Annotated in this window: 28 protein-coding genes and 1 pseudogene; 24 read left to right on the top strand and 5 right to left on the bottom strand. The window is 36.7% G+C overall.

All coding sequences use genetic code 11. The features are described 5' to 3' along the window. Positions 1-286 precede the first annotated feature (286 nt). The 24 genes from thiB to hldE all read left to right on the top strand — a co-directional run bounded on the left by thiB (position 287) and on the right by hldE (position 23246). The gene (thiB, locus tag CICURV3402_RS05010; RefSeq protein ID WP_158380104.1) at positions 287-1336 is read left to right on the top strand and encodes a thiamine ABC transporter substrate binding subunit; all 1050 of its coding nucleotides are present in this window, start codon (positions 287-289) and stop codon (positions 1334-1336) included. Then, positions 1312-2940, top strand: coding sequence for a thiamine/thiamine pyrophosphate ABC transporter permease ThiP (thiP, locus tag CICURV3402_RS05005; protein ID WP_158380103.1), 1629 nt, complete (start codon positions 1312-1314; stop codon positions 2938-2940). The genes thiB and thiP overlap by 25 nt, the downstream gene beginning before the upstream one ends. Beyond that, complete coding sequence (thiQ, locus tag CICURV3402_RS05000; protein ID WP_158380102.1) at positions 2927-3640, top strand: thiamine ABC transporter ATP-binding protein ThiQ; 714 nt, start codon at positions 2927-2929, stop codon at positions 3638-3640. Before thiP ends, thiQ begins: the two co-directional genes overlap by 14 nt. A 7-nt stretch (positions 3641-3647) precedes the next feature. Then, a complete protein-coding gene (gene rsmE / locus CICURV3402_RS04995) occupies positions 3648-4379 on the top strand; it encodes a 16S rRNA (uracil(1498)-N(3))-methyltransferase (RefSeq protein ID WP_158380124.1) in 732 nt (243 codons plus the stop codon). Between the two features lie 19 nt (positions 4380-4398). Then, positions 4399-5352: a glutathione synthase gene (gene gshB, locus CICURV3402_RS04990; RefSeq protein ID WP_187306963.1), complete on the top strand. Its 954-nt coding sequence runs from the start codon at positions 4399-4401 to the stop codon at positions 5350-5352. A gap of 125 nt (positions 5353-5477) precedes the next feature. Continuing rightward, the gene (locus CICURV3402_RS04985; RefSeq protein ID WP_158380100.1) at positions 5478-6035 is read left to right on the top strand and encodes a YqgE/AlgH family protein; all 558 of its coding nucleotides are present in this window, start codon (positions 5478-5480) and stop codon (positions 6033-6035) included. Next, positions 6035-6472 (top strand): Holliday junction resolvase RuvX, encoded by a 438-nt coding sequence (ruvX, locus tag CICURV3402_RS04980; protein ID WP_158380099.1) that lies wholly within the window; start codon positions 6035-6037, stop codon positions 6470-6472. Before CICURV3402_RS04985 ends, ruvX begins: the two co-directional genes overlap by 1 nt. 43 nt (positions 6473-6515) lie before the next feature. Then, a complete protein-coding gene (aguB, locus tag CICURV3402_RS04975) occupies positions 6516-7409 on the top strand; it encodes an N-carbamoylputrescine amidase (protein ID WP_158380098.1) in 894 nt (297 codons plus the stop codon). Next, positions 7409-8500, top strand: a complete 1092-nt coding sequence (gene aguA / locus CICURV3402_RS04970) for an agmatine deiminase (protein ID WP_158380097.1) — start codon at positions 7409-7411, stop codon at positions 8498-8500. The genes aguB and aguA overlap by 1 nt, the downstream gene beginning before the upstream one ends. 1273 nt (positions 8501-9773) lie before the next feature. Beyond that, on the top strand, positions 9774-10532 hold the full coding sequence (gene uppS, locus CICURV3402_RS04965) for a polyprenyl diphosphate synthase (RefSeq protein ID WP_158380096.1): 759 nt from the start codon (positions 9774-9776) through the stop codon (positions 10530-10532). 9 nt (positions 10533-10541) lie between these two features. After that, on the top strand, positions 10542-11396 hold the full coding sequence (gene cdsA / locus CICURV3402_RS04960) for a phosphatidate cytidylyltransferase (protein ID WP_158380095.1): 855 nt from the start codon (positions 10542-10544) through the stop codon (positions 11394-11396). Between the two features lie 60 nt (positions 11397-11456). Further along, complete coding sequence (rseP, locus tag CICURV3402_RS04955) at positions 11457-12833, top strand: sigma E protease regulator RseP (protein WP_158380094.1); 1377 nt, start codon at positions 11457-11459, stop codon at positions 12831-12833. Positions 12834-12868: 35 nt separating this feature from the next. Beyond that, the gene (gene bamA, locus CICURV3402_RS04950; protein WP_158380093.1) at positions 12869-15262 is read left to right on the top strand and encodes an outer membrane protein assembly factor BamA; all 2394 of its coding nucleotides are present in this window, start codon (positions 12869-12871) and stop codon (positions 15260-15262) included. A gap of 26 nt (positions 15263-15288) precedes the next feature. Continuing rightward, complete coding sequence (locus tag CICURV3402_RS04945; protein WP_158380092.1) at positions 15289-15804, top strand: OmpH/Skp family outer membrane protein; 516 nt, start codon at positions 15289-15291, stop codon at positions 15802-15804. A 5-nt stretch (positions 15805-15809) separates the two neighbouring features. After that, positions 15810-16847, top strand: a complete 1038-nt coding sequence (lpxD, locus tag CICURV3402_RS04940; protein ID WP_158380091.1) for a UDP-3-O-(3-hydroxymyristoyl)glucosamine N-acyltransferase — start codon at positions 15810-15812, stop codon at positions 16845-16847. A 212-nt stretch (positions 16848-17059) separates the two neighbouring features. Then, positions 17060-17515: a 3-hydroxyacyl-ACP dehydratase FabZ gene (gene fabZ, locus CICURV3402_RS04935; RefSeq protein ID WP_040056059.1), complete on the top strand. Its 456-nt coding sequence runs from the start codon at positions 17060-17062 to the stop codon at positions 17513-17515. Positions 17516-17518: 3 nt separating this feature from the next. Then, a complete protein-coding gene (lpxA, locus tag CICURV3402_RS04930) occupies positions 17519-18322 on the top strand; it encodes an acyl-ACP--UDP-N-acetylglucosamine O-acyltransferase (protein WP_158380090.1) in 804 nt (267 codons plus the stop codon). Between the two features lies 1 nt (position 18323). After that, positions 18324-19469: a lipid-A-disaccharide synthase gene (gene lpxB, locus CICURV3402_RS04925; RefSeq protein ID WP_158380089.1), complete on the top strand. Its 1146-nt coding sequence runs from the start codon at positions 18324-18326 to the stop codon at positions 19467-19469. Further along, positions 19469-20071, top strand: a complete 603-nt coding sequence (gene rnhB / locus CICURV3402_RS04920; RefSeq protein WP_158380123.1) for a ribonuclease HII — start codon at positions 19469-19471, stop codon at positions 20069-20071. Before lpxB ends, rnhB begins: the two co-directional genes overlap by 1 nt. 171 nt (positions 20072-20242) lie before the next feature. Beyond that, positions 20243-20674 (top strand): 30S ribosomal protein S6, encoded by a 432-nt coding sequence (gene rpsF, locus CICURV3402_RS04915; RefSeq protein WP_158380088.1) that lies wholly within the window; start codon positions 20243-20245, stop codon positions 20672-20674. Between the two features lie 2 nt (positions 20675-20676). Then, positions 20677-20988 (top strand): primosomal replication protein N, encoded by a 312-nt coding sequence (priB, locus tag CICURV3402_RS04910; protein ID WP_235667670.1) that lies wholly within the window; start codon positions 20677-20679, stop codon positions 20986-20988. A 4-nt stretch (positions 20989-20992) separates the two neighbouring features. Beyond that, positions 20993-21223, top strand: coding sequence for a 30S ribosomal protein S18 (gene rpsR / locus CICURV3402_RS04905; RefSeq protein WP_158380086.1), 231 nt, complete (start codon positions 20993-20995; stop codon positions 21221-21223). Positions 21224-21258: 35 nt separating this feature from the next. Beyond that, a complete protein-coding gene (gene rplI / locus CICURV3402_RS04900; protein ID WP_158380085.1) occupies positions 21259-21711 on the top strand; it encodes a 50S ribosomal protein L9 in 453 nt (150 codons plus the stop codon). Between the two features lie 104 nt (positions 21712-21815). Continuing rightward, the gene (hldE, locus tag CICURV3402_RS04895; RefSeq protein ID WP_158380084.1) at positions 21816-23246 is read left to right on the top strand and encodes a bifunctional D-glycero-beta-D-manno-heptose-7-phosphate kinase/D-glycero-beta-D-manno-heptose 1-phosphate adenylyltransferase HldE; all 1431 of its coding nucleotides are present in this window, start codon (positions 21816-21818) and stop codon (positions 23244-23246) included. 8 nt (positions 23247-23254) lie between these two features. Here hldE and ubiK read toward each other — a convergent pair whose 3' ends face one another. From ubiK to CICURV3402_RS04870, 5 genes and pseudogenes are all read right to left on the bottom strand, one after another. Continuing rightward, positions 23255-23515 (bottom strand): ubiquinone biosynthesis accessory factor UbiK, encoded by a 261-nt coding sequence (gene ubiK / locus CICURV3402_RS04890; protein ID WP_158380083.1) that lies wholly within the window; start codon positions 23513-23515, stop codon positions 23255-23257. Between the two features lie 282 nt (positions 23516-23797). Continuing rightward, positions 23798-24562: pseudogene (locus CICURV3402_RS04885) on the bottom strand (serine acetyltransferase domain-containing protein); the annotation flags it as partial. A 56-nt stretch (positions 24563-24618) separates the two neighbouring features. Further along, positions 24619-25665: an NAD(P)H-dependent glycerol-3-phosphate dehydrogenase gene (gene gpsA / locus CICURV3402_RS04880; RefSeq protein WP_158380082.1), complete on the bottom strand. Its 1047-nt coding sequence runs from the start codon at positions 25663-25665 to the stop codon at positions 24619-24621. 1 nt (position 25666) lies between these two features. Further along, positions 25667-26155: a protein-export chaperone SecB gene (gene secB, locus CICURV3402_RS04875; protein WP_158380081.1), complete on the bottom strand. Its 489-nt coding sequence runs from the start codon at positions 26153-26155 to the stop codon at positions 25667-25669. A gap of 53 nt (positions 26156-26208) precedes the next feature. Then, entirely contained in the window at positions 26209-26649 is a 441-nt protein-coding gene (locus tag CICURV3402_RS04870) for a rhodanese-like domain-containing protein (protein WP_158380080.1), read from the bottom strand. Positions 26650-26686 lie beyond the last annotated feature (37 nt).

Here is a 26686-nt window from a genome sequence, read left to right as displayed (position 1 = left end):
ATGCCTTATCGTAACAAAAGGAATGATTTTCCTATCAATTATTCCCTGTTTTATGTCAACAGTTTATTCGAGTAGGAGAAAAATCTGGATCATTGGATATTTTTTGGAAAAACTAGAAACTTTGTATCAAAAACCAACATAAGAATTAGCAGCACATGTCACACAAATGATTGAGCCTATTTTAATGTTGATAGCGGGTATTATTGTGAGTATTCTCATTATCGTAATTTATGTGCCTGTTTTTCAATTAAGGTATGTTATTAAATGATTATTTTTGGAGCTGTTTATGTTTTTTAATATTTTATTTTTTTTCTTTTCTCCTTTTTTAAAATTTATTTTTAGCAGACCTCAAAAATTTCTACTTCTATTTTTATGTATTCCAATCATAATTGAAGCTCAACCAAAAAAACCGGTTTTAGTTATTTATACTTATGATTCTTTCATAGCCGATTGGGGAGCTGGTCCGGGCATTAAAAAATCTTTTGAAAAAAATTGCGACTGTCAATTGAAATGGGTCTCTTTCAAAGATGGCGTTTCTTTGTTAAATCGTTTAAAGATGGTAAACACAAATAATTCCGCAGATATAGTATTAGGGTTGGATAATCATCTACTCGTCGCCGCCGAAAAAACAGGTTTATTTTTGGAAAGTAAACTAGATACTAGTCGCATGAATTTACCAAAAAATTGGGAGAGTAAAATTTTTATTCCTTATGATTTTGGTTATTTTTCTTTTGTATACAACAAAAATAAATTAAAAGATCCCCCGAAAAGTTTATATGAATTACTCAATAGCAATAATTCTTGGAGATTGATTTATCAGGATCCACGCGCCAGTACTCCTGGCTTAGGTTTATTATTTTTTATACAAAAAGTATATGGTGCTGAGGCCCCGAAAATGTGGACAAAATTAGCTGCAAAAACAGTAACCGTCACCAAAAACTGGAGTGAAGCCTACGGATTATTTTTGAAAGGGGAATCTGATTTTGTCTGGAGCTACACCACATCGCCCGCTTATCACATAATAGAAGAAAAAAATCATCAATACGCGTCCATAAACTTTAGAGAAGGTCATTATCTACAAATAGAAACTGTTGCTCAATTGGCTACAAGTAAACACCCCAAATTGGCGCAGCGTTTTATGGAATTTGTTTTAACCCCTGAGTTTCAAAAACATATAGCGACTGGGAATTGGATGTATCCGGTGATAAAAATTACCCTACCAAAAGGGTTTGATGAATTAATCCAGCCTCAAAAAGTACTGCTTTATTCCTCTAAAGAGACTGCAGAAAATCGCAATAAATGGATAAATTTATGGCAAACCGCCGTCAGCCTCTGAATCTTAATTCATTAACTGCAGGTGTTGTAATAGCAGCTCTATTGATTCTTTTGAGTTTATCGGTTGTCCTTAGTATTTTAAGTTATGGCAGTTTAACTGAAATCAAAACTCTGAGGCATGATCATTATTTATGGCATGTGATTTGGTTCACCTTCTGGCAAGCGCTATTATCAACACTATTATCTATATTACCCGCTATTTTTGTTGCAAGAGCGCTGTATCGCCGGCAATTTTTGGGAAAACAACTTTTTTTAAGGCTCTGTGCGATGACATTAGTCTTACCTGTTTTAGTCGCCGTGTTTGGAATACTAAGTGTTTATGGGCGAGAAGGTTGGATATCACAGCTATTTTCTATTATAGGTATGCAATACACTTTTTCGCCTTATGGTTTAACAGGCATCCTCTTAGGACATACTTTTTTTAATTTGCCTTTAGCTACGCTGTTATTGTTACAGGCACTAAAGAATATTCCGATTGAACAAAAAAAGCTGTCGGCTCAACTTGGCATGAACGGTTTTCAGCATTTTCGATGGGTTGAGTGGCCTTATTTAAGGCGTCAAATTTTGCCTACAGGAGCATTAATCTTCATGCTTTGCTTCGCTAGTTTTGCGATCGTTCTTTCTCTTGGTGGTGGACCAAAAGCAACAACGATAGAATTGGCTATCTATCAGGCATTACAATATGACTATAATTTAAACCGAGCGGCTCTATTATCATTGATACAAATGGTGTTTTGTCTTGGACTGTTTTTTTTAAGTGAAAAACTAAACGGTGTGTTAGCGGTGAATAATCATTATGAATATTTATGGATTCAATCAAAAAATAATCTATGGGAATTAATAGTTGATATATTAATCATAGGTGGAGTATTGCTCTTGTTGTTACCACCCTTACTGTCTGTTATTATCAATGGCTGCCATCACGGTTTATTGCAATCACTAAAGCAATACGCACTTTGGAAGGCGGCTTTCACGTCATTAAAAGTGTCAATCAGTTCAGGAATACTTTGTCTTATACTTACCATGATGCTTTTATGGAGTCATCGTGAACTGAAAACCCACGGTTTTACCGGTTATGCCAATATACTTACAATGAGCGGAATGCTGATACTGGTTATTCCTAGTATTGTTCTGGCGACTGGAATTTTTTTATTGTTAAAAGATAGTACAGGGTTACCTGAATCTCCTTATGGATTAATTATTTTAACCAATGCCTTGATGGCAATGCCATATACATTAAAGGTGTTGGAAAATCCAATGCAAGATTTAGCTGAGCGTTATCATCAATTATGTTTATCTTTGAATGTAATAGGTATGAAACGATTACGCTGGATAGAATTACTCGCCTTAAAACACCCGTTAGCACAATCGTTAGCTTTTTCCTGCGTCTTATCCATGGGAGATTTTGGCATCGTCGCTGTATTTGGCGGGGGAAATTCACCAAACAATGATGAGCCTTTTCGGACTCTTCCTTTTTATTTATATCAGCAAATAGGAGCCTATCGTACTAATGATGCAGCAGTGACAGCTTTACTTCTCTTATTATTGTGTTTTGTCATCTTTATTTTTATTGAAAAATTACCAGGGTGCCATGTTAATTCTTGAAGATGTGATCTATTTATATGACGGGTTGCATATGCATTTTAACTTTCAAATAAAGCAGAGCGAAAGAGTCGCTATTCTTGGTCCAAGTGGTGCAGGTAAAAGCACTTTATTAAACCTTATTTCTGGATTTTTAACAGCAGATAAAGGGCTCATTTTTTTAAATAATCAAAACCATACATCCACCACCATAGATAAAAGACCAATATCCATATTATTTCAGGAAAATAATTTATTTTCTCATCTGACCATTGAGCAAAATATCGGATTAGGATTGAATCCGAGTTTAAAATTAACATCAAGTCAAAAAATATCTCGGTTAGAAATTGCTAAAAAAATGGGAATAGAAAATTATTTACAGCGTCTTCCAGGGCAGCTTTCTGGGGGGCAACGTCAACGAGCGGCGTTAGCTCGTTGTTTTTTACGAAGTCAACCTATTTTGTTATTAGATGAGCCTTTTTCTTCATTAGATCCGGCACTACGCCATGAAATATTGCAATTACTAGATGAAATTTGTACAGAGCACCAGATTACTTTATTAATGGTGTCGCATAATTTAGCAGATGCTGCCCGTATTGCTAAACGTACATTATTAATTGTAGAGGGTAAAATTTATTACGATGGCGCTACTCACGATCTGCTGATAGGAAATAGACCAGAAGCCAGCGTTCTTGGTATTCACCCCATTTTTTCAAATGATTGAAAACTACATGCGCATTCCTCGTATTTATCACCCATATCCTTTCTTTTCTCACACACAAATTGAACTGAGCGAGGAAGCCGCTCATCATGTCATAAAGGTTTTACGTATGAAGCTAGGGCAGAGCTTGTATTTGTTTCATGATAGTAATGATATTATTCAGGCGAATATTATTCGTATAGATAAAAAAAAAGCGTATGTTCGGCTGAAAGAAACCATATTACAAAATAATGAATCTCCGTTGTATTTACATTTAGGCCAAGTGCTTTGTCGTTCTAAAAAAATGGAATATACACTTCAAAAATCGGTGGAATTAGGTGTTCATTCGGTCACTCCGTTGTTTTCGGAACGCTGTGGTGTCAAAATAGATAAAGAGCGTTTCCAAAAAAAAATTCAGCAATGGAAAAAAATCGTGGTTTCAGCGTGTGAACAATGTGGGCGGAATAAAATTCCAAAAATATATAATGCGCTTCCACTTCATAACTGGTGTGCACACCAAGATGATAGCTTAAAGTTAAATTTTGTTCCGAGAGCAAATAACCGCATTAACACTTTAATTCCTCCTGTCAGCCGTGTCCGAATTTTGATTGGTCCGGAAGGAGGGCTCTCCAATGACGAGATTGCCATGGCTGCAGATTATGAGTTTTTACCCATTTCATTAGGTCCGCGGGTCTTACGTACGGAAACTACCGCTTTGACTGCAATAACAGCGCTACAAGTTCGTTTTGGTGATTTAGGCTAACGGGGATGACCAAAAAATGATAAAAAAAATGGGTATTGTGATGGATCCAATATCTTCCATTAACATTACAAAAGATACCAGTTTTGCTATTTTGTTAGAAGCGCAAAATAGGGGATGGGAATTACATTATATGGAAATGGGTGATCTTGCTTTACGAGATGGAGATGCTATGGCGAGAACCCGTTTGCTGAGTGTGAATCATGATGAAAAAAATTGGTATTATTTTACACAACACGGGGAAAACGCAAATTTACCATTAGAGCAACTTGATGTGATTTTGATGCGTAAAGATCCGCCATTTGACATGGCGTTTATTTATGGAACCTATATTTTAGAACGAGCAGAAGCCAAAGGTACACTGGTCGTTAACAAACCACAAAGTTTACGAGATTGTAATGAAAAATTATTTACTTCTTGGTTTTCTGCATTCACACCAACCACCTTGGTCAGCAGTAACATGGAAAAGCTTCGTAAATTTCATAAAGAACAAAAAGATATTATTCTAAAACCTCTTGATGGTATGGGTGGTGAATCCATTTTCCGGATCACAAAAGAGGATACTAATCTTTCTGTTATTCTAGAAACGCTCACAAAAAATGGGCATCAATTGTGTATGGCGCAAAAATTTTTACCGGAGATTACAGAAGGTGATAAGCGCGTTTTAGTCATAGATGGTGATCCAGTTCCTTATTGCTTGGCACGCATTCCCGCCCAAGGGGAAACTAGGGGTAATTTAGCTGCTGGGGGTAAAGGTGAAGTGCGCCCATTGACTAACAGTGATTGGAAGATTGCCAATAGTATTGGGCCAATTTTAAAAAAAAGAGGATTATTATTGGTTGGCCTGGATATTATTGGCCACCATTTAATTGAAATTAATGTCACAAGCCCTACTTGTGCTCGTGAAATTGAAACCGAGTGCCATATTTCTATTACGGCTATGCTGATGAATGCCATTGAAAAAAAAATATTTTAAAATCAAGATCATTATAAATAAGAGTGATTTTTATTTCGATAGTTAGCGCTCATAATAATTTAAAATGGTTAATCTACAACTCACCTAATAATTTTTATCTTTATATATTAATTTTGAAAAATACAATGAATTTACAGCATCATTTTCTTATTGCAATGCCTCTACTCCAAAATACTTATTTTGAACGCAGTGTGATTTATGTCTGTGAACATAATGAAAATGGAGCGATGGGTTTGATGATTAATCAACCGGTTGCTCGTTTTACCTTAGAACGGTTATTAAAAAAGTTAAATATCTCGTCGGTGCATGATGCAGGACATTTAAATAAGCCTGTGATGAGCGGAGGCCCCCTGTCAGATGATCGAGGTTTTATTTTACATTCTCCACAATTAGGATTTAATTCTAGTATTCATGTTTCAGATGACACTATGATTACTACATCAAAAGATATTTTGAAAACCCTCGGTACAAAAAAACAACCTAAAAATATTATGGTCGCTGTAGGATATACCGGTTGGCAAAAAGGTCAGTTAGAGCAGGAATTAATAGACAATGTCTGGCTAACCACAAAAGCAGATACAGAAATTTTATTTAATACACTAATACCTAATCGCTGGTATGAAGCTGCCAGTAAACTAGGAATTAATATTTTTCATATTGCGCAACAAGCAGGGCATGCTTAATGAGATGGGCCAATATTATTGCTTTTGATTTTGGTACAAAAAGTATTGGTGTTGCTATCGGTCAAAATATCACAGAAACCGCTAGACCATTAACAGCCTGTAAATCAAAAAATGGCACTCCGGATTGGATCAAAATAGAAAGATTATTATTAGAATGGTATCCTGATTTAGTGGTGGTAGGATTTCCCTTAAATATGGATGGTACACAACAACCGATCACTGAAAGTGCCCGTCAATTTGGTCATGCTTTATATCGACGGTTTGGTATCAACGTCGTCTTTCACGATGAAAGACTCAGTACAGTAGAAGCTCGTGCTTACCTGTTTGATAAAGGGGGATATCACGCACTTAACAAAAGTAGTGTAGATGCCACTTCTGCCTTCATCATATTGGAAAGCTGGTTTTCTTCAAAGAAAGCACAAGATCGTCTCTTGTGAAACAAAAAAGAAATCTAACTATTTTTTACATTGATAGTTTTTTATGACACATGTCAAAGTAGCAGCAACTCAAATGTCTTGCTCTTGGAATTTGCCTACAAATATTGAGAAAGCAGAAAAATTAATACGAAAAGCACATGCTCAAGGTGCTCAGATTATCTTAATTCAGGAGCTCTTTGCCACTCCGTATTTTTGTATTGATCAAAACCCTGCACATTATAGTTTGGCTGAAAACGTCGAGAGCAGTGTTTTGATTAAGTATTTTTCTACTCTGGCTGCCGAATTAGCTGTTGTATTGCCGCTAAGTTTTTTTGAATCTGCTCACAATGTCTATTATAACTCTCTAGTGGTCATTAATGCAGATGGCACTGTATTAAATCTCTACCGAAAGACACATATTCCTAATGGCCCAGGGTATCAGGAAAAGCATTTTTTTACACCCGGAGATACCGGGTTTCAAGTATGGGACACCTCGTATGCCAAAATAGGTGTGGGAATCTGTTGGGATCAATGGTTTCCAGAAACGGCACGTTGCCTTGTGTTAAAAGGTGCGGAGATTATTTTTTATCCTACTGCTATTGGCTCTGAGCCCAATTTTCCTGCAATCAATAGTCAGCCCCATTGGACCTTGGTGCAACAAGGTCATGCTGCAGCAAATATGGTACCTATTGTTGTTTCCAATCGAATTGGAAAAGAACTCAGTCGATACGTTGAGGGATTAGAAATCACTTTTTATGGATCTTCTTTTATTACAAACCATCTCGGAGAGATAGTTGCCGAGGCCACTCAAGCAGAAGAAGCAGTTTTAGTGTATGAATTTGATTTGAAAAACATTGCTGTTCAACGGTCATCATGGGGTCTATTTCGCGACCGCAGACCCGAAATGTACACAACTCTTAATACCAGTGATGCCAAAACAAGGACAAGGAGGCGATAATGTCTTTTCCTTTATGTTATCTACCTAACACACCTCAAAAAGACGGATTTTATATGCCTGCGGAGTGGGCAGTTAATCAAGCTATATGGATGCTGTGGCCCTATCGACACGATAACTGGCGTGATCATGCTCTTCCAGTACAAAAAACATTTGCTCAGATTGCGGAAGCAATATCACAAACCACTCCTGTTTATATGGGAGTGCCGGCTACTTTTATGTCACAGGCAAAAAAAATCATGTCATCTCAGATTAATTTGGTAGAAATGAACAGCGACGATGCCTGGGTGCGCGATACGGGTCCTACGATGGTTACAAATGGGTCAAAAATTCGGTCGGTTCATTGGAAATTCAACGCTTGGGGAGGGGCATCTGGAGGGCTGTATGATGACTGGAGAAAGGATGAAGAAGTAGCCCAAAAAATCAGCCAGTTCCATAATTATTCGCTTTATAAAGCGCCAATTATATTAGAAGGGGGATCTATCCATACTGACGGAGAGGGTACGTTACTCACTACATCAGAATGCTTACTTCACAAGAATCGTAATCCAGATTTAACACAATCAAATATTGAAAAAGTACTTATTGAATATTTGGGGGTTACTCATTTTATATGGTTGCCTGAGGGATTATGTAATGATGAAACAAATGGTCATATAGACAATATATGTTGTTTTGTTAGACCAGGAGAGGTTGCCTTGCATTGGACAGACAATGTAAAGGATACACAATACTCGCGGTCACTTTCTGCTTATAGAACGCTATCGCAAGCGAAAGATGCCAGAGGTCGCTCCTTAAAAATATGGAAAATTCCAGCGCCATCGCCTCTTTATAGGAAGAAAAAGGAAAATCTCGGTATTTTTGCAAATGGTTCTTCTCGTCAACCAGGGGAACGATTAGCTGGATCTTACATTAATTTTTTACATACTAATAATCAAATTGTTTTTCCATTACTTAATGATCCTCATGATACAGAAGCCGGTAAGATATTTAAAAAAATATTTCCTGATTATCAAATCACAGGTATTTCTGCTCGAGAAGTCTTGCTAGGTGGGGGAAATATTCACTGTGTTACTCAGCAAGTTCCAAAATAAAAATGAGTTCTTTAATTAAGCGTTAATTGTGATTATCTGATGATTATGCAGCTCTAAAGATCTTAAAGTTTAGTCAGAGATTGCCGAATCGGTTTAACGAACAATTTGGTAGGCAGTAAAAAGTGATTAAGCGTGTATTTTATTTTCAAACATTCTCGTTTGAATACAGAGTAGATCAACGTGAATACCCGGGTGTGCTGTGTTTGAATCAGGCGGGTAGGTGATTTCGAGAGTGAGGTATTTGATTGTAAGAATTGATGAAACCTTTCTATTGTCCACCAGATAAAACCATCCCACGCTGCCGTGTCTTTTTTTGTAAATACCCTGAAATCAGAAGAACTTCTTTTTTAAAGTTTTTATGACAGCCTCACTCATTCTTTTTGCTCTGATAATTTCAGTTAATTAATACGGATAAAATGCCACTGCTTCATATCTTTTTTCACTACAACACCTCCAACGGTTCTTTTCAGAGAAGAGATAACATCCCTCTTTTTTGCACAATAAATTCGAAGTTTTCTTGATGTGAATTTTAACTGATTAATCCCGCAGTTTTATATTATCACGTGCATTTTTTTATTTTCTCCACCCTCACTGTTGGGTGGCAATAGCATAAAATCAAATCAGGTCATTGACTACTTTAAATGTAAAGTATATTGATACGCAATCAGTATGATACAACGCATTGAGCAAATTCACTTCTTTAACAGAGAGATTTTTACCGGGGTCATAATGCCAACAGCACATGATCTCATTCTAATATCTCCCCACTTTTTCTATAATTGTATCCTCAAAAATAAGACACCCCTCTTTACGTTTAATTTCATGAACACTAGCATTGCCTCCTGACATAACTCTTTGGATATGTACTCTCGTTTAGATAATAAACGGGTTATCTTCTAGTGACTTATCATCTGCTCCATAGCGTTAGATAACCCTATCGCCCTTGTTTGCCAAGAACTTGTTATAAAAATCAGGGTAGAATTTAAATGCTTTAGATTTAATTCTGTCACTTTTTCTATTTCATGACTGATGGATTATGTTTAGTATTATCTTATCCTTAAGAGCTCTACATATATCAGTGATTTAAGCAACTCGTTTAATTTGTTCCTAAAAAATTAAAATGTTATAGTTTTAAAAATTTTAATAAATTAAAAATTAAGGAACAAATGGATAATGAATACAAAAAATCACAATCATGTTTTTCAACATCACCAGCACATATTCATTACTCATATCAGAGAAAAATGTTTTTATGTAGAAGCTGCTTCGCTTCATGTCATGTAAAAAATTACAGATGGACAGCTTGCGTACTCATTGGCCTCGCCATGTCGCTATTATTATGGATGGAAATGGTCGATGGGCTGAAAAAAAAGGTAAATTAAGAATTCTTGGCCATAAAGAAGGGGCAAGATCCGTACGTAGTGTGGTGAATTTTGCGGTTAATCATCGTTTATTTTCCCTTACGCTTTATGCGTTTAGCAGTGAGAATTGGCATCGCCCAGAAAAAGAAGTGACCGCTTTGATGCGGCTTTTTATGCAAACTTTGGAAAATGAAGTCAAAAATTTGCATAAAAATAATGTTTGTTTTCAAATTATTGGTGATATAAGTCGCTTTACTCCACGGTTACAAAACCGTATTCGTAGCGCCGAAGAGCTCACAGCAAAGAATAATGGTTTAAAACTTAACATTGCTGCTAATTATGGTGGTCGTTGGGACATAACACAAAGTGTTCGCTCTTTAGCAGAACTTGTGAAAATAGGGCAACTGGAGCCTTCACACATTAACGAAGAATTAATAAATTCCTATCTTAGCCTTAAAGAACAACCTGATGTAGATTTGATGATCAGAACGGGCGGGGAATATCGTGTGAGTAATTTTTTATTATGGCAAATCGCTTATACAGAATTTTATTTTACTGATGTACTTTGGCCTGATTTTGATGAATTCATTTTTGAAAGTGCATTAAATGCGTTTGCCAAACGTGAGCGTCGTTTCGGCATGACAGTACCTATTGATGTTGATATTTCCTAAGGAAAGATTTTGCTAAAGCATCGTTTCATTACCGCTTTAATCTTACTTCCGATTGTTATCAGTGTAGTGTGTTTATTATCAACATTATGCTTTGCGATTGTAACCCTGATGATTTGCCTTTTAGCAGCATGGGAATGGGGAAGATTAGCGGGATTGACTGTGTTCTCTCAAAGGATTGGTTTAATAATTTTTTTTAGTATTTTTTTAATATCACTAATGTTAAATTTTTTAACCGATCAATCCTCTATTCATTTCTTACCATTTGGTTTTAGTCTGCTTATTTGGTTATCTTTAGGATGGTGGATTATTGCGTTAATACTAGTATTAACCTATCCGAATTCCGCGGTTTTTTGGCAGCACTCCTCTTTTTTACGTATCATTTTTGGAATATTAACAATTATTCCTTTTTTTTGTGGGATGTTAGCTCTGCGTCAATACGCCTATGCACAAGATCATAAAATTGGCATTGTCTGGCTTTTTTACCTAATGCTATTGGTGTGGGGAGCTGATTCTGGAGCTTATATATTTGGTAAAATATTTGGTAAACATCAATTAGTACCAAAAATATCACCAGGTAAAACTTGGGAAGGATTAATAGGCGGCTTGTTGGTCTCTACCTTCATATCTTTATTATTTTCTTATTATTTCCCATTAGGGATCACGCATCAAAAGCTTTTCATTTGCTCAGTTATTTCTGTACTTGCTTCGATCTTGGGTGACCTCACTGAAAGTATGTTCAAACGTCAAGTCAAGATCAAAGATAGTGGCTATTTGATTCCAGGTCATGGTGGAATATTAGATCGTATTGATAGTTTAACTGCAGCAGTACCTGTTTTTGCTTATTTTATGTTATTTACATTTTAGTTATTTAAAGAAAATATGAATAATATCCACATGTGTATGTAGGTAGAAATTATCATAATTATGATCGATCTACTTTGGAAGATGTTCACATTTATCATTTCACTGACTATTTTAGTTGCAGTGCATGAATTTGGCCATTTTTGGGTGGCGCGGCGTTATGGGGTTTATGTAGAACGTTTTTCAATTGGTTTTGGAAAACGGCTATGGTCAACTAAGGACGCTAAGGGTACTGAATATATCATTGCCCTCATTCCATTGGGTGGATACGTTAAAATGTTAGATGAACGTATTCAGACGGTTCCTTTGCAGCTAAAGGATCAAGCTTTTAATAATAAAACTATTCTACAGCGTACCGCTATTATCAGTGCAGGTCCACTGGCTAATTTACTTTTTGCCTTTCTGGCCTGGGTCTGCGCTTTTATGATAGGTGTACGTGATGTACGTTCTTTAATCATTGACGTAATACCAAACTCTATTGCTGAAAAATCAGGGATGAGCATAGGTATGGAGTTAAAATCGGTTGATGGTGTTAAAACTCCTTGTTGGAATTCAGCTCGTTTGGAGCTTTTGAAAAAAGCCGGACATCAGCGGGTTGCAGTAGAAGTAGTTATGACAAAATCTAGTCAATTAGAAAAAAAAATACTGGATCTAAGAGATTGGGATTTAAGGAATAATACGCAAGATCAACTATTTAATTTAGGTATCATGCCTTGTTGTTATGAATTTACCTCTGTATTATCTCATATAGTGCCGAATTCTCCTGCGGAAAAAGCAGGATTACGTATAGGTGATAAGATTGTTAAAGTGAATCATGATCTCCTAGATAGCGGGTTATCTTTTTTGACGCTGATACGAAAAAATCCAAATCAGTCTTTGATATTAGAAATTGAAAGGCAAGGCGCCCCGGTAATTTTAACATTAAAATTAGGTGAAAAATTGGTCAATTTTGGTCAAAGTGAAAATAAGATCCAAGAAGGGTTTGCTGGAATTATGGTAGAGATACTTCCTCTCAAAGATATAGAAAGATACGAAGTTACTTGCCGATATAATCTATATATAGCACTTTCTCATGCTTTCCAGAAAGTTTGGGAAAGAATTTCTTTGACGATGATTACGTTAACAAAATTAATTTTGGGTGAAATATCACTCAATCATCTAGGAGGGCCGATTTTTATTGCAATAGGTGCGGGGGCTGCAGCTAATAATGGCTTCGTTTATTACTTAATATTTCTAGCATTAATCAGTATAAACTTAGGTATAGTTAATTTACTTCCATTACCCATTTTAGACGGTGGGCATCTTCTTTTTTTAGCGATGGAAAAATATATAGGAAGGCCAATTTCTGAAAAAATACAGAATTTCAGTTATCGGATTGGGTTGATTTTTTTGCTGTTATTAATACTTATTGCACTTTATAATGATTTTTCTCGCTTTTAACGGCTCGAAGCTGACTAGGAAAACTTATAACGACGATGGTAATGAAAAAATTATTCGTAGCATCTCTGCTTCTTAGCAGCGCTACAGTGCATGGTTCAGATAAATTTACGTTAGAATCTATTAATTTCGAAGGTTTGCAAAGAGTGTCTCCCGGAGCAGCTCTTCTCAGTATTCCTTTTCATATTGGTGATGAAATAAATGATGCTGATTCCGATGTCGCTGAAATTATTCGTTCACTATTTGCGACTGAGAATTTTGAGAAGGTTGATGTTGCTCATGATGGCGGCAAGTTGATCATCAAAGTCAAAGAACGCCCTACCATTGCTAATATTAGCTTCTCAGGTAATAAATTAGTGCAAGATGAGGTGCTTAAACAAAATCTTAACTTATCTGGAATTAGAGTAGGTGAAGCATTAGATGCTTCTACTTTATCTCACATTGAAAAAGGATTGGAAAATTTTTATTACAATATGGGTAAATATAGCGCTTCGGTGAAAGCGATTGCGACACGTCTGCCGCGCAATTGTGTTGACTTGAAACTCGTTTTGATTGAAGGGGTCTCTGCAAAAATACAGCAAATTAATATTATAGGCAACCATGCGTTCAGTAGTGAAACTCTGCTTTCACTTTTTCAATTACGTGATGAGGTACCTTGGTGGAATTTAATGGGTGATTTAAAATACCAAAAACAAAAATTAGTAGGAGATCTTGAAACTTTGCAGCGTTTTTATCTTGATCGTGGTTATGCAGGTTTTAAAATTGATTCCACTCAAGTCAGCTTAACTCCAAATAAAAAAAGTATTTATGTAACAATTAATATTACTGAAGGGAGCCAGTATAAACTTAAAAATATTACTGTTAATGGAAATATAGCCGATTATATTTCTCAAGCAAAAAAAATAGCCACAATTAAACTTGGTGAACTCTATAACTTCAGCCAAGTCACTCAAATTGCAGATAATATTAAAAAAATGTTGAGCAGTTATGGCTATGCTTATCCATATTTACAGATGCACCCTAACTTAAACAAAAAAGATAAAACAGTAGAATTAGAGATTGAGATAGATTGTGGAAAGCGGTTTTACGTTCATCATGTTATTTTTTCAGGTAACAACGCGACAAAAGATATTGTTTTACGGCGTGAGTTACGTCAAATGGAGGGCGCATGGTTGAACAACGATAAAGTGCAAATAGGTAAAGACCGGCTCAATCGGTCGGGATATTTTGAAACTGTTGAAGTAGAAACTCAAGGTGTTCCCAATACTTATGACCAAGTAGATATCATCTATAAAGTTAATGAACGTAACACCGGTATTATGAACTTTGGTTTTACCTATGGCACAGGGGGAGGGCTTGGATTTCAGGCAGGCGTTGATCAAGATAATTGGTTAGGTACAGGAAATAAGGTCAGTATTAACGGAAATAAAAACAGTTACCAAACTTATGCTGAATTTTCTTTAACCGATCCTTATTTTACTGTAGATGGCATGAGCTTAGGCGGGCGAGTTTTTTACAATAATTTTAAGGCAGATAAAGCGCAACTTTCGAGTTATAAAAACAGAAACTATGGTATCGATGGTAATATTAGCTTACCCATCAATGAATATAATTCATTCAGCCTAGGTTTAGGATATGCATATAATAGTCTTTCTGATATGTCACCGCAGCTTGCAATGTGGCGCTATCTTAAATCTTTAGGTAAAAATATAAACTATCCTGATCGTCTTAATTTTAAGACGCACGATTATATGTTCAATACAGGTTGGATTTTTGATAATCTGGATCGTGGATATTTTCCAACATCTGGAATAAAATCTTCCATCACTGGTAAAGTAACTATCCCAGGTTCAAACAATGAATTTTATAAACTTATATTTGACACTTCTGCGTATTATCCATTAAGCGAAAATTGCTCTTGGATCATGCTATTCACGGGTCGTATTGGATACGGTGGTGGCTTCAGGCATAAAGAAATGCCCTTTTATGAAAATTTTTATGCTGGAGGAGTAGGCAGCCTGAGAGGTTTTCAATCAAATAATATAGGCCCTAAAGCGGCATATTATATAGATGATGGAAATAGAATAAAAAATTCTACGGATGCTATTGGAGGAAACGCACTCGCCGTAGGTAGCCTAGAGTTAATTACTCCGACTCCTTTGATTAGTGAAAAATATACGAACTCTGTTCGTACTTCTGTTTTTATTGATTTTGGTACAGTATGGGACACAAATTGGGAAGATACAGAAAAAACACGATCGGCAGGAGTTTCAAATTATAGTAACATGGCTGAAATTCGTATTTCAGCCGGCGTCGCTTTGCAATGGATATCACCATTAGGCCCATTAACATTTTCTTATGCTACTCCACTTAAAAAGTATGAAGGCGATCAATCAGAACAGTTTCAATTTAATATCGGCAAAACTTGGTAAATTTTTTAAAAATATAGGAAATAAACATGAAAAAATTTTTAGTAATACTCAGTATTTTTTTAGGATTATCTCTTAGACTGCCTGCTCAAGCAGCAAGTAATATTGCTGTTATTGACATACAAACCATTGTTCAAAACTCACCTGAAAAAAAAGAAGCAGATAAAAATTTCGAGAGTAAATTTAAAGAACGCGAAACAAAGCTGAAAATAGAAAAAGTTGATTTAGAAGATAAAATAAAGAACTTTGAGAAAAATTTTTCCACAATAAAACAAATGGAACGTAAAAAATTTCAAAAAGAAATTGACAACAAACGTGACATCTTTATAAAAAATATGAAAGCATTTCAAAATGATACTTATAAATTTCAAGCAGAAGAAAGTGCGAAAATTTTTCGTAATATAAAAAGTATTGTCAAGTCAGTTGCCTATAAAAAGGGATATGAAACTGTGATTGACTTTAATACTGTGATTTATAATAAAAATGACAAAAGCGACATCACTAATGACGTTTTAAGAGAAATGCTTAAGAAAGCTACAAAATAAAATCAATGAGACCTCATTTTGTATTATCTGATTTAGCGAATCAATTAAATGCGAAATTGCAAGGGGACGGTAATACAATTATTACCAGTATTGCGCCTTTGCAATCTGCCAAAAAAAATCAAATCACCTTTTTAACCAGAAAACCTTACAAAAAGTACCTTTCTGATTCTCAAGCCGGTGCAATTATACTAACGGAATCTGATTTACCGTTTTGTAATACGCCCGCTTTAGTGGTGAAAGATCCTTATTTGGCCTATGCCCTTTTATCTAAGATAATGGATACTACCCCTGCACCAGCAGAAAATATTGAGCCACAGGCAGTGATTTCGCCAACGGCTTGTTTGGGGAAGAACGTCTGTATCGGGGCAAATGCTGTTATTGAATCAGGTGTTATTTTAGAAGATGGAGTAGTGATTGGTGCAGGCTGCTTTATTGGTAAAAATGTTCATATTGGGTCAGGTACTCGTTTATGGGCAAATGTGTCTATTTATCATGATGTTCAAATTGGAGAAAGATGCTTGGTTCAATCAGGGGCGATCATTGGTTCGGATGGTTTCGGTTATGCAAACAACAAAGGGAAGTGGGTAAAAATAGCTCAACTTGGCTCAATAAAAATCGGTCACGAAGTAGAAATTGGTGCATCTACCAGTATTGATCGAGGAACACTTGGAGATACTATTATTGGGAATGGTGTTATCATCGACAATCAATGTCAAATTGCACATAACGTGACGATTGGAGATTACACTGCCATTGCGGGTGGTGTTGTGATGGCAGGGAGTCTGAAAATTGGGCGTTTTTGCCAAATTGGAGGCGCCAGTGTCATCAATGGTCATATTGAAATTACAGATAAAGTCGTGATTACCGGCATGTCAATGGTTATGAGGCCTATTACTGAGCCAGGCATTTATTCTTCAGGTATTCCCTTACAATCTAATAAGGCTTGGCGTAAAACAGCGGCGTTAGTGATGCAGATTGATAGTATGAATAAACGCCTAAAATCTTTAAAGCGTAAAATAGATAGGCAACCTATAACAGATTAATTAATAAAGGTACATCGAGAGGATTTATCCTGCCATTATAATCATAACTCGTTACCGATTGTGATGGAGAGAATTTCAGACGAAATTAATATGTTTATTTAATCCTTAAATAAAAATTATGAATTTTAAATTTGCGGCCAGCCTAAGATATTTTCATGATCATCTCGGGCCGTGTTGTTAATAATCTCGGTTTCCAAAGAAGGAAGAGTACTTTGACAACTGATACTGATATTTTAGATATTAGAGAAATTTTAGATTTATTGCCGCATCGTTACCCCTTTTTATTGGTAGATCGTGTTATAGATTTAAAAAAAAATAAATCCTTACGTGCTATAAAAAATATTTCTTTTAATGAGCCTTTTTTTCAAGGACATTTTCCCAAAAAACCTATTTTCCCGGGCGTGTTAATCTTAGAAGCCATGGCCCAAGCTACAGGTATTTTAGCTTTTAAAAGCAAAGGTAAATTGCAATCTGGTGAAATTTATTATTTCGCGTGCATTGAGAAGGCCCGCTTTAAACGTCCAGTGCACCCAGGAGATCAGATGATATTAGAAGTCAATTTTCTTAATGAGAGGCTAGGCTGTGCCCGATTTACTGGCGTTGCTAAAGTGGATGAAGAGCTTGTCTGTGAGGCCACCATGATGTGCGCTCGCAGTCGAGAGGTATAATAAATGATTCAAAAAAAAACTTTTATTCATCCAACTAGTATTGTTGAAAAAGGTGCGATTGTTCATGAGGGAACTCATATTGGTCCCTTTTGTTATATTGGATCACAGGTAGAAATCGGCTCTGGTACAGAATTAAAATCTCATATTGTGATTAATGGTATAACTAAAATAGGAAAAAACAATATCATTTATCAATTTTGTTCTATTGGTGAAGTGAATCAAGATTTAAAATATAAAGGTGAATGCACAAGGGTTGAAATTGGTGACTCAAATTTAATTCGAGAAAGTGTGTCTATTCATCGGGGCACTGAACAGGGAGAGGGTGCAACCTGTGTTGGTAATCATAATTTGTTAATGTTTAACACTCATGTTGCGCACGACTGTCTCATTGGTCACCACTGTATTTTAGCTAATAGTACAACCTTGGGAGGGCACGTTGAAATACACGATCATGCAGTTATTGGTGGTCTTTCAGCTGTGCACCAATTTTGCAAGGTAGGAAGTTATGCAATGTTGGCGGGTTGCTCTGCAGTTGTAAAACACATTCCGCCTTTTATACTAGCTCAAGGTAATCATGCTTCTCTTGTTGGCCCTAACACTGTAGGGCTAAAACGCCATTTTTCTGAAGCAAAATACAAAGCTATCCTTAAGGCCTATCAGCTGCTATATAAGCAGGGTAAAAGTTTAGAGGATGCAAAACTTGAACTTGCTAAGTTAGCGGAGTTATATCCTGTTGTTATATTACTTTTGAATTTTTTAAATCAAATCGATCTTAATTCTGATAAGAACCGTGGAATTGTTCGTTAAAATGCAAAATCGTTCGTTTACGATTGGATTAATTGCAGGTGAAGCCTCAGGCGATATTTTAGCAGCAGGATTGATACGAGAACTGAAAGCTCAGCTTCCGAATGTATCTTTTGTCGGGGTTGCTGGCCCCTTAATGCAGGCTGAGGGTTGTGAAGTATGGTATGAAATGGAAAAGCTTTCCGTCATGGGTATATTTGAGGTGTTGTATCACTTACCTCGTTTAATGCATGTTCGAAGAGATTTAACTCGTCGTTTTATTATGCTTCGCCCCGATATATTTATTGGTATTGATGCCCCTGATTTTAATATCAGGCTTGAAAAAAAATTAAAACAAAAAGGGATTCGCACGCTTCATTACGTGAGTCCTTCTGTTTGGGCCTGGCGTCAAAATCGTCTCTTTACTCTTGCTCAAGCGACCGACATGGTATTGGCACTGTTTCCTTTTGAAAAACACTTTTTCGATCGTTTTAATGTCCCCTGTGATTTTGTTGGCCATATGATGGCCGATGAAATCCCTTTAATACCAGACAAATCAGCAGCAAGAACTGCTTTGAGAATTGATCAAAACAGCTTATGTTTGGCTTTGCTCCCAGGTAGTCGGCACGCAGAGGTGGCTCTGCTGAGTGCTGATTTTATTCGCACGGCAATGCTTTTGCATCAACAATTGCCTCACTTAAAAGTGCTGGTGCCACTTTTTAACAATCAACGGCGAAAACAGTTTGAACGTATTAAAGCGAAAATAGCCCCTCACTTTTCTATGCATATTTTTAATGGCCAAGCTAGGTTAGTGCTAGAGGCGAGTAATGCAGCGCTATTGGCATCAGGGACGGTTACTTTGAAATCAATGTTGGCAAAATGCCCTATGGTTGTCAGTTACCGCTTAAAATATTTTACCTATTGGATTGCAAAACTGCTTGTCAAAACCCCTTATGTTTCACTACCAAATTTATTGATGGAAGAAAGATTAGTGCCAGAATTATTACAAAAAAACTGTGATCCTCAAAAATTAAGCAATGAATTATTGCCTTTACTGAAGGGAGGGAAAAAGGTTGAAATGTTAAAAGAACGTTTTTTGCTTTTACATCAAAGTCTCCGTTGTGGAGCAAATCAAAAAGCGGCGAAAGCTGTTTTGGCGCTCATAAAATGATGAGATCTGATTTTATTTACCATGAAGCTAAATGGATTGCAGGTGTTGATGAAGTGGGCAGGGGCCCATTAGCTGGGCCAGTTATCGCTGCAGCGGTCATCCTGGATCCTGAAAATCCCATTATCGGTTTAGCTGATTCAAAGACATTGAGTAAAAAAAAGCGGCTGGCATTATATGAAGAGATCACGCACAAAGCTTTGGCTTGGAGTCTGGGCCGTGCTGAGTCAAAAGAAATTGATGAAATCAATATTTTTCATGCTACTTTGCTTGCCATGCAAAGAGCAGTAAATGCTCTTAGCATCAGAGCTGATCATGTATTAATTGATGGTCATATTTGCCCGATTTTATCTATGCCCTCATCCTCTATTATTAAGGGAGACAGCAAGGTTTTAGAGATCAGCGCAGCTTCTATTTTATCTAAAGTAACACGTGATAAAGAAATGGAAGTCTTAGATACGATATTTCCTGAATATGGATTTGCTCAACATAAAGGTTATCCAACGGCTTTTCATTTAGAAAAATTGGCGCTTCTTGGCCCAACAAAACAACATAGACAAAGTTTTCGTCCGGTCAAGCGCGCTCTTTTTTCATTAAAAGTTTAATAAATCAAAAATCAACTGATTTTAAATAAATTGTTTCCATTCTTGAATTTGTACGCACCGGGAAGTATAGTAGTGCGCTATTTTAAGCTGCATATCAAAAAAGTTCCTTGCCTTTATCAACAGCGGTCGGTTATTTAATAAGAGGCTTAATAATCCAAAAGGAGCAACACCATGCGTCATTATGAAATTGTATTTATGGTTCATCCGGATCAAAGTGATCAAGTGGCCGGAATGATCCAACGTTATAGCACAGTGATTACTCAATCAGGGGGTCAGATTCATCGTATTGAAGACTGGGGCCGCCGACAGCTAGCGTATCCGATTAATAAATTACATAAAGCACACTATGTTTTGTTAAACGTCGAATCCCCTCAAAACGCCATTAATGAGCTGGAAACTAATTTCCGTTTTAATGATGCAGTGATGCGTAATTTTATAAAACGTATGAACCATGCGGTGACTGAAGAATCGCCTATCATAAAAATGAAAGATGAACGTCGTGAAGTCGTCGAGTTAACAACATCAGGATCTGAAAACAACCAAAAAAATCACCATCAAAAAGATCTTGATAAGAAAACAAATGAATTTTCTAAAGAAAATTGACCTTGTTGACGATAAACAACTGGCTCTTGTCTGGTACTGTATGTAAAGCTCCGATACAAAAAGTCAGTCCTTCTGGCATTCCGCATTGTCAGTTTTTGCTTGAGCACCGTTCTCAACAAAAGGAAGCGGGATTATACCGACAAACATGGTGTCGTATTCCTGTTGTGGCGAGTGGTCATGAGTTAAAAAAACACACTCATAACATCAGGTTTGGTACTAAACTAACTATAGAAGGCTTTGTTAGCTGCCATCAAATCCGTAATAAATTGGTGCTGCATGCTGAAAAAATAAAGTTCATAAATTTTGGAGAATAGCCTTATGGCACGTTATTTTCGCCGCAGAAAATTCTGTCGTTTTACCGCAGAAGGTGTAAAACAAATTGATTATAAAGATATTATCATGTTGAAAAATTATATCACTGAAAGTGGCAAAATTGTTCCAAGTCGTATCACCGGTACCTGCTCTAAATATCAGCGCCAGCTTTCTCAAGCTATCAAGGTTGCACGTTACCTATCTTTGTTGCCTTATACTGATGAACATCAGTCGTAGCAGTCTCCATTAATTCACTCGAGAGGATAATGGTAATGGAAATCATATTGTTAAATGAAATAGAAAATTTTGGTCAAGTAGGTAGCAAGGTAAAGGTCACAAGAGGTTTTGCCCGAAATTTCCTTCTACCAAAAAGGCAGGCAGTTCTTGCCACTAAAAAAAATATGGCGTATTTTGATGAGCGGCGATCTGAATTAGAATCCAAAGCAGCTAAGGCTATTGAAGAAGCTCAAGCGCGTGCGCGTGCTATTAACGAATTAGCTAGCCTAACGATTGCCTCTAAAGCAGGGAGTGAGGGTAGGCTCTTTGGTTCCATAGGAACTCGTGATATCGCGAAGTCACTAAGCGATGCAGGTATTCCTGTTATGAAAAATGAAGTTCGATTATTAAATGGCTTTTTGAGAACTTTGGGTGAACATGAAGTTCATTTCAAAATATACAATGGTGTGTTTGCACAGCTGAAAGTTATAATTATTTCAGAAGATTAGACAATCATTTTGAATTAATAAACGCCTCTTTAATGGCGTTTTTTTTAACATGTTTTTCTTACTAAAAAAGCCTCGTTCGCTTTGAATCATAATTGTCAAAAAATATGAAACTAACCTTATCTGATATTCAGCAGGCTAAAATATTAGTAGTAGGAGATGTGATGCTAGATCGCTATTGGTACGGGCCTGTTGATAGAATTTCACCTGAAGCTCCTGTTTCGATTGTAAAAGTGGATCAAATCCGAGAAACCCCAGGGGGCGCAGCGAACGTGGCTATGAACATCGCTGCGCTGGGTGCAAAGGTGCATTTAATCGGCTTGATTGGTAAAGACGAAGCTGGGAAAATCCTGACTCAAAAATTATCTGAAGCTCAGGTTGATTGTGATTTTGTGTCATCAAGTACCTATTCTACTCTGATTAAATTGAGAGTCCTGTCTCGTCATCAACAGCTCATTCGACTCGATTTTGAAAAAAATGCTCACACATCAGATGCCCAAAAAATCAAAGTTAGGATTGCTTCTTTATTTCCTCATATGACTGTTGTAGTGTTTTCTGATTATGCGAAAGGCACTTTAAATAAGATTCAAGAAATGATTCAACTTGCAAAAAAAGCTGAAATCCCGCTTCTAATTGATCCTAAAGGAAACAACTTCAAACGTTACAGCGGCGCCACTGTTTTAACCCCTAATTTATCAGAATTTGAAGCTGTTGTAGGACATTGTAAAAAAGAGCAAGATCTGGTGGATAAAGGATCTCAACTGATAAAACACTTAGATCTTTCTGCTTTACTAATAACACGTTCTGAGAAAGGTATTACTTTATTACAAAAAGCTAAGCCCCCTTTGCATCTTTCTGCTCAAGCTCATGAAGTGTTTGATGTCACAGGAGCAGGAGATACGGTGATAGCTGTGTTAGCGACCGCATTGGCCTCTGGTCAGTCTCTTGAAGAATCCTCTTTTTTTGCAAATGCAGCAGCAGGAGTAGTGGTGGGTAAATTAGGAACCTCGACTGTTTCTTTTAGCGAGTTACAAAATGCATCGGATGGCAGTAAAAAAGCAGATCTTAGTATCGTAAACGAACAACAATTAAAAAGTGCGGTGCAGACATCTCGTTCTCGTGGTGAAAAATTGGTTATGACAAACGGATGCTTCGATATTCTACACGCTGGGCATATTGCTTATCTGTCAGAAGCAAAAAAATATGGAGATCGTCTCATTGTCGCGGTCAATACAGATGATTCTGTGCGAAACCTCAAAGGTCAAATGCGTCCTATTAATCCATTGGCTCAAAGAATGGCGGTACTCAGTGCATTAAAATATGTTGATTGGGTAGTTCCATTTTCAGAAAATACTCCAGAGCGTCTTATCTCAGAAATTTTACCGGATGTATTGATAAAAGGGGGGGACTATCGGCCACATCAAATTGCCGGAAGCAACGCAGTGGTGGCAGCAGGTGGACAGATTAAAATATCCTCCTATCAAAATGGACTTTCAAGCAGCAAAATCATTAAAAAAATCAAGAATAACTCTTTATGAGAATAGCGTTAAATGTCTTTTTTTTCTGATAATTTTGATTCCAGCTTTTGAATCCGTTGCTCTAACAAAGTCAGATTCTCCCTAGTTCTCAACAGCACCTGAGTTTGAACATCAAACTCTTCACGGCTGATTAAATCAAGGCGACTCAACTGAAATTGTAATCCTTGTCGGATTTTTTTTTCTACATCTTCTCCGAAAGTCAGAACATTTTCAGGAATAGACTTTTTCAATTTTTCAGTCATTTTTGAAATCATTTCTGGATTAAGCATCGTATTTTTATGAATGTATTTCGTTTGCAATAGCATGGATTGTGCGTAATTTGAAGAGCAGGTTGAGCGTTTATTGGAGCCTGACAGCTCTTTGAACCATCATAGCCACTGATATCTTGCTCATTGCTCAGAAAACACTTTAAAGCTAAAACAATCCAGGTTTTGGAATCACGGTTTTGGCTATCGTCGTTATTCACTATGGCCAGAGTAAGCTTTCTACATTCACCCTTTTAAAAGTTAATGACAAGCATTTGAACATATTACTAAATTTAAATTAAACCCCTATATCTCATAGGAATTAAGCATGTGTAACTCAATACATTCATTTTGATAAAGATTTAATAAAAAATTAAAATTTTGATCCATATCAAAAAAAGGTTTTTCAGTTTGGGATTACTAAAAATGCCTGCTAGAACGCCTGCAACAGTGGTATGAGCAGGAACCGCTTCTAACACAACAGAACCCGAACCAATTTTTGCCCAACGCCTACTTTAATATTTTCTAACACTTTTGCTCCAGCGCCTATCATAATGCCTTCACGAATAGTAGTGAGGGCGATCACTACAATTTTTACTAGTGCCACCTAAAGTGACAGATTGTAGTATAGAAACATCATTTTCTATCACTGTAGTTTCATCAATGATAATACCTGTAGTGTGATCTAGCATGATACAAAAACCAATAGTCGAAGCGGGGTGGATACTACCACAAACACGATAAAAATTTGATTCTGTAAATAAATAGCCAATCCTGAGCGCCCTTGTCACCATAACTAATGACTAATCGCTTGTAAAGCGTAAAAACCTTTAAGTTACAGTAAAGGCATTGAATATTTATCAACCGCAGGATCACGAGCACGGACAGCTAATATGTCTCTTGCCGCAGCCAGTATCATCGTTTTATCTGAGCAGTATGCTTTTCCAATATCTCACTGAGTACTATTGTAGGCATACTACAATAAGAAGGAAGCTTACTGGCTAATATATAAGCGATGGCACTGACTAAATTTTCATGTTTTAAGATAGTAGCATGAAAAAAACTAGCTAGGCAGGTTCACTATTACCATCTTTTTACTTCTAATTTAATGCGAGAGCATATCTTTTCTAATTCGTATTCAGACTCTCCATAATAAAAGGAGCTTCATTATTTTTGCTGGGATTAAATAGGCTTAATGCGGCTGCCTGAGAATTTTTCTGGCAATAAAGAACCTGATAAATTTGTTCCGTAATAGGCATTTTAATTTGATGACGCTGAGCAAGGGCAAATACTTCTTTAGTATTGCCATATCCTTCAATCACGTGCCCTATTTTATTTTTGGCTTCCTCTACAGGGATTCCTTGGCCTATCATCATGCCAAATCTGCGATTACGTGATTGATCATCTGTACAGGTCAAAACGAGATCACCGAGTCCAGCCATCCCGATAAAGGTAGAATGATCTGCCCCTAAAGCGACACCTAAACGAGTCATTTCGGCAAGCCCTCTTGTAATTAAAGCAGATCGTGCGTTGGCACCAAATTGCATGCCGTCTGATATACCTGCACCGATAGCTATTATATTTTTTACCGCTCCTCCTATCTGTACGCCGATCAGATCACTAGTTCTATAGACACGAAAGCTTTTTTCACAATGCAGTAATTGATGAAGATCGGCTGAAAATTCATCATCAGCACAAGCGAGTGTGATGGCAGTAGGCAAACCGAACGCAAGCTCTTTAGCAAAAGTAGGGCCTGAAATCACTGCCAAAGGAAGGCTATCGGGTAAAATTTCTTTAGCAACTTTCTGCAATAGACGCCCTGTTCCTGCCTCAAGCCCTTTAGTGGCCCAAACGAGACGGGTATCTTTGCGTAAATATGGTCTTAATTGTCGTAAGACATTTCCAAAAACGTAACTGGCCACAACAACTAGTAGGTTGCGGCTCAAAGACATAGCATTCTGTAAGTTAGATTCCAACCTTAATGTTTCTGGAAAAGAGACATCAGGCAAAAACTCTATATTACAACGATTTTTTGTTAAGTTCGCAATATGCGGAGGGTGATGACCCCACAACACAACAGAGTAACCTTGCCGAGCAAGAGTAATCGCTAAAGCGGTGCCATATGCACCAGCACCTATCACTGTCATTATGGAAGGATAATCTGGAAGACTCATTTTAATCTTGTTCGCTATTTTTAATAATGATGGGATCTAATTCGTTTTGTTTTTCAGCTTCCTGCTGTACATAATTCATAAAAATGATATCAAAATTAATCGGCTCTAGGTGAAGGTGAGGAAAAGATCCTTTTGCAACTAAGTTGCTGATACACTCACGCGCATAAGGAAATAAAATATTTGGGCAGTAGGCACCTAAGCAATGCTTTAATTGCATATTTTCAATATTTTTAATGAAAAAAATCCCTGCTTGTTGAACTTCACAAAGAAATGCGGTTTGACCCTCTGTGGTGGATGTGAGGGTAATACGTAATACCACTTCATGTGTATTTTTAGCTAATAGATTTGAACTGGTGTCCAAATCAAGTTTGATATCAGGGATCCCCTCCTTTTGAAAAATTGCAGGGGCGCTAGGGACTTCAAATGAAATATCCTTGGTATAAATACGGTAAATTTGACAGATCATTTGTGAATTTTCTTCTTCTAACATTTTGATTTTTAATCCTTGATATAAAAAATGATGATAAACACCATGCTTTTTTACTACTTGCTTTTACCCTTTGCCAAAGGCAAATTTGCTTTATTCCAACCGGATATACCTTCTTTTAGGGAATAGATTTTTTGAAAATCCATCGTATACAGCTGTTTCGCAACAGTTAGCGAAGAAATACCATGGGCACATACGATGATAATAGGGAGAGCTTTATGCTTTTCCAATTCATATAATTTATTGTTTTTAAAATTACTTTTTTCTACGTTGATAGAGCCAATGATATGGCTCTTTCTGTATTCTTCTTTTGCTCGAATATCAACGACTAAAGCTTGTTGCTTATTCATCATCAGGATGGCTTCAGTCGGGATAATTTCTTTTACTTTAGAAAAATAATTTTTTATAAAAGTTAGAGTGACGCCAACAAGTAAAGTCACCCAGGTTACACTTAAAATGGGATGCCGATCAATAAATGGTATGAGCTCTCTCAACATAAAATACAAATTCCTGTCAATAAACCGAAAATATAAA

It is taken from the genome of Candidatus Williamhamiltonella defendens (assembly GCF_900699045.1).
GTDB classification, from domain to species: Bacteria; Pseudomonadota; Gammaproteobacteria; order Enterobacterales; family Enterobacteriaceae; genus Hamiltonella; species Hamiltonella defensa_A.
The sequence above is the reverse complement of the archived record's forward strand: the minus strand, read 5'-3'. Positions and strand labels throughout refer to the sequence as shown.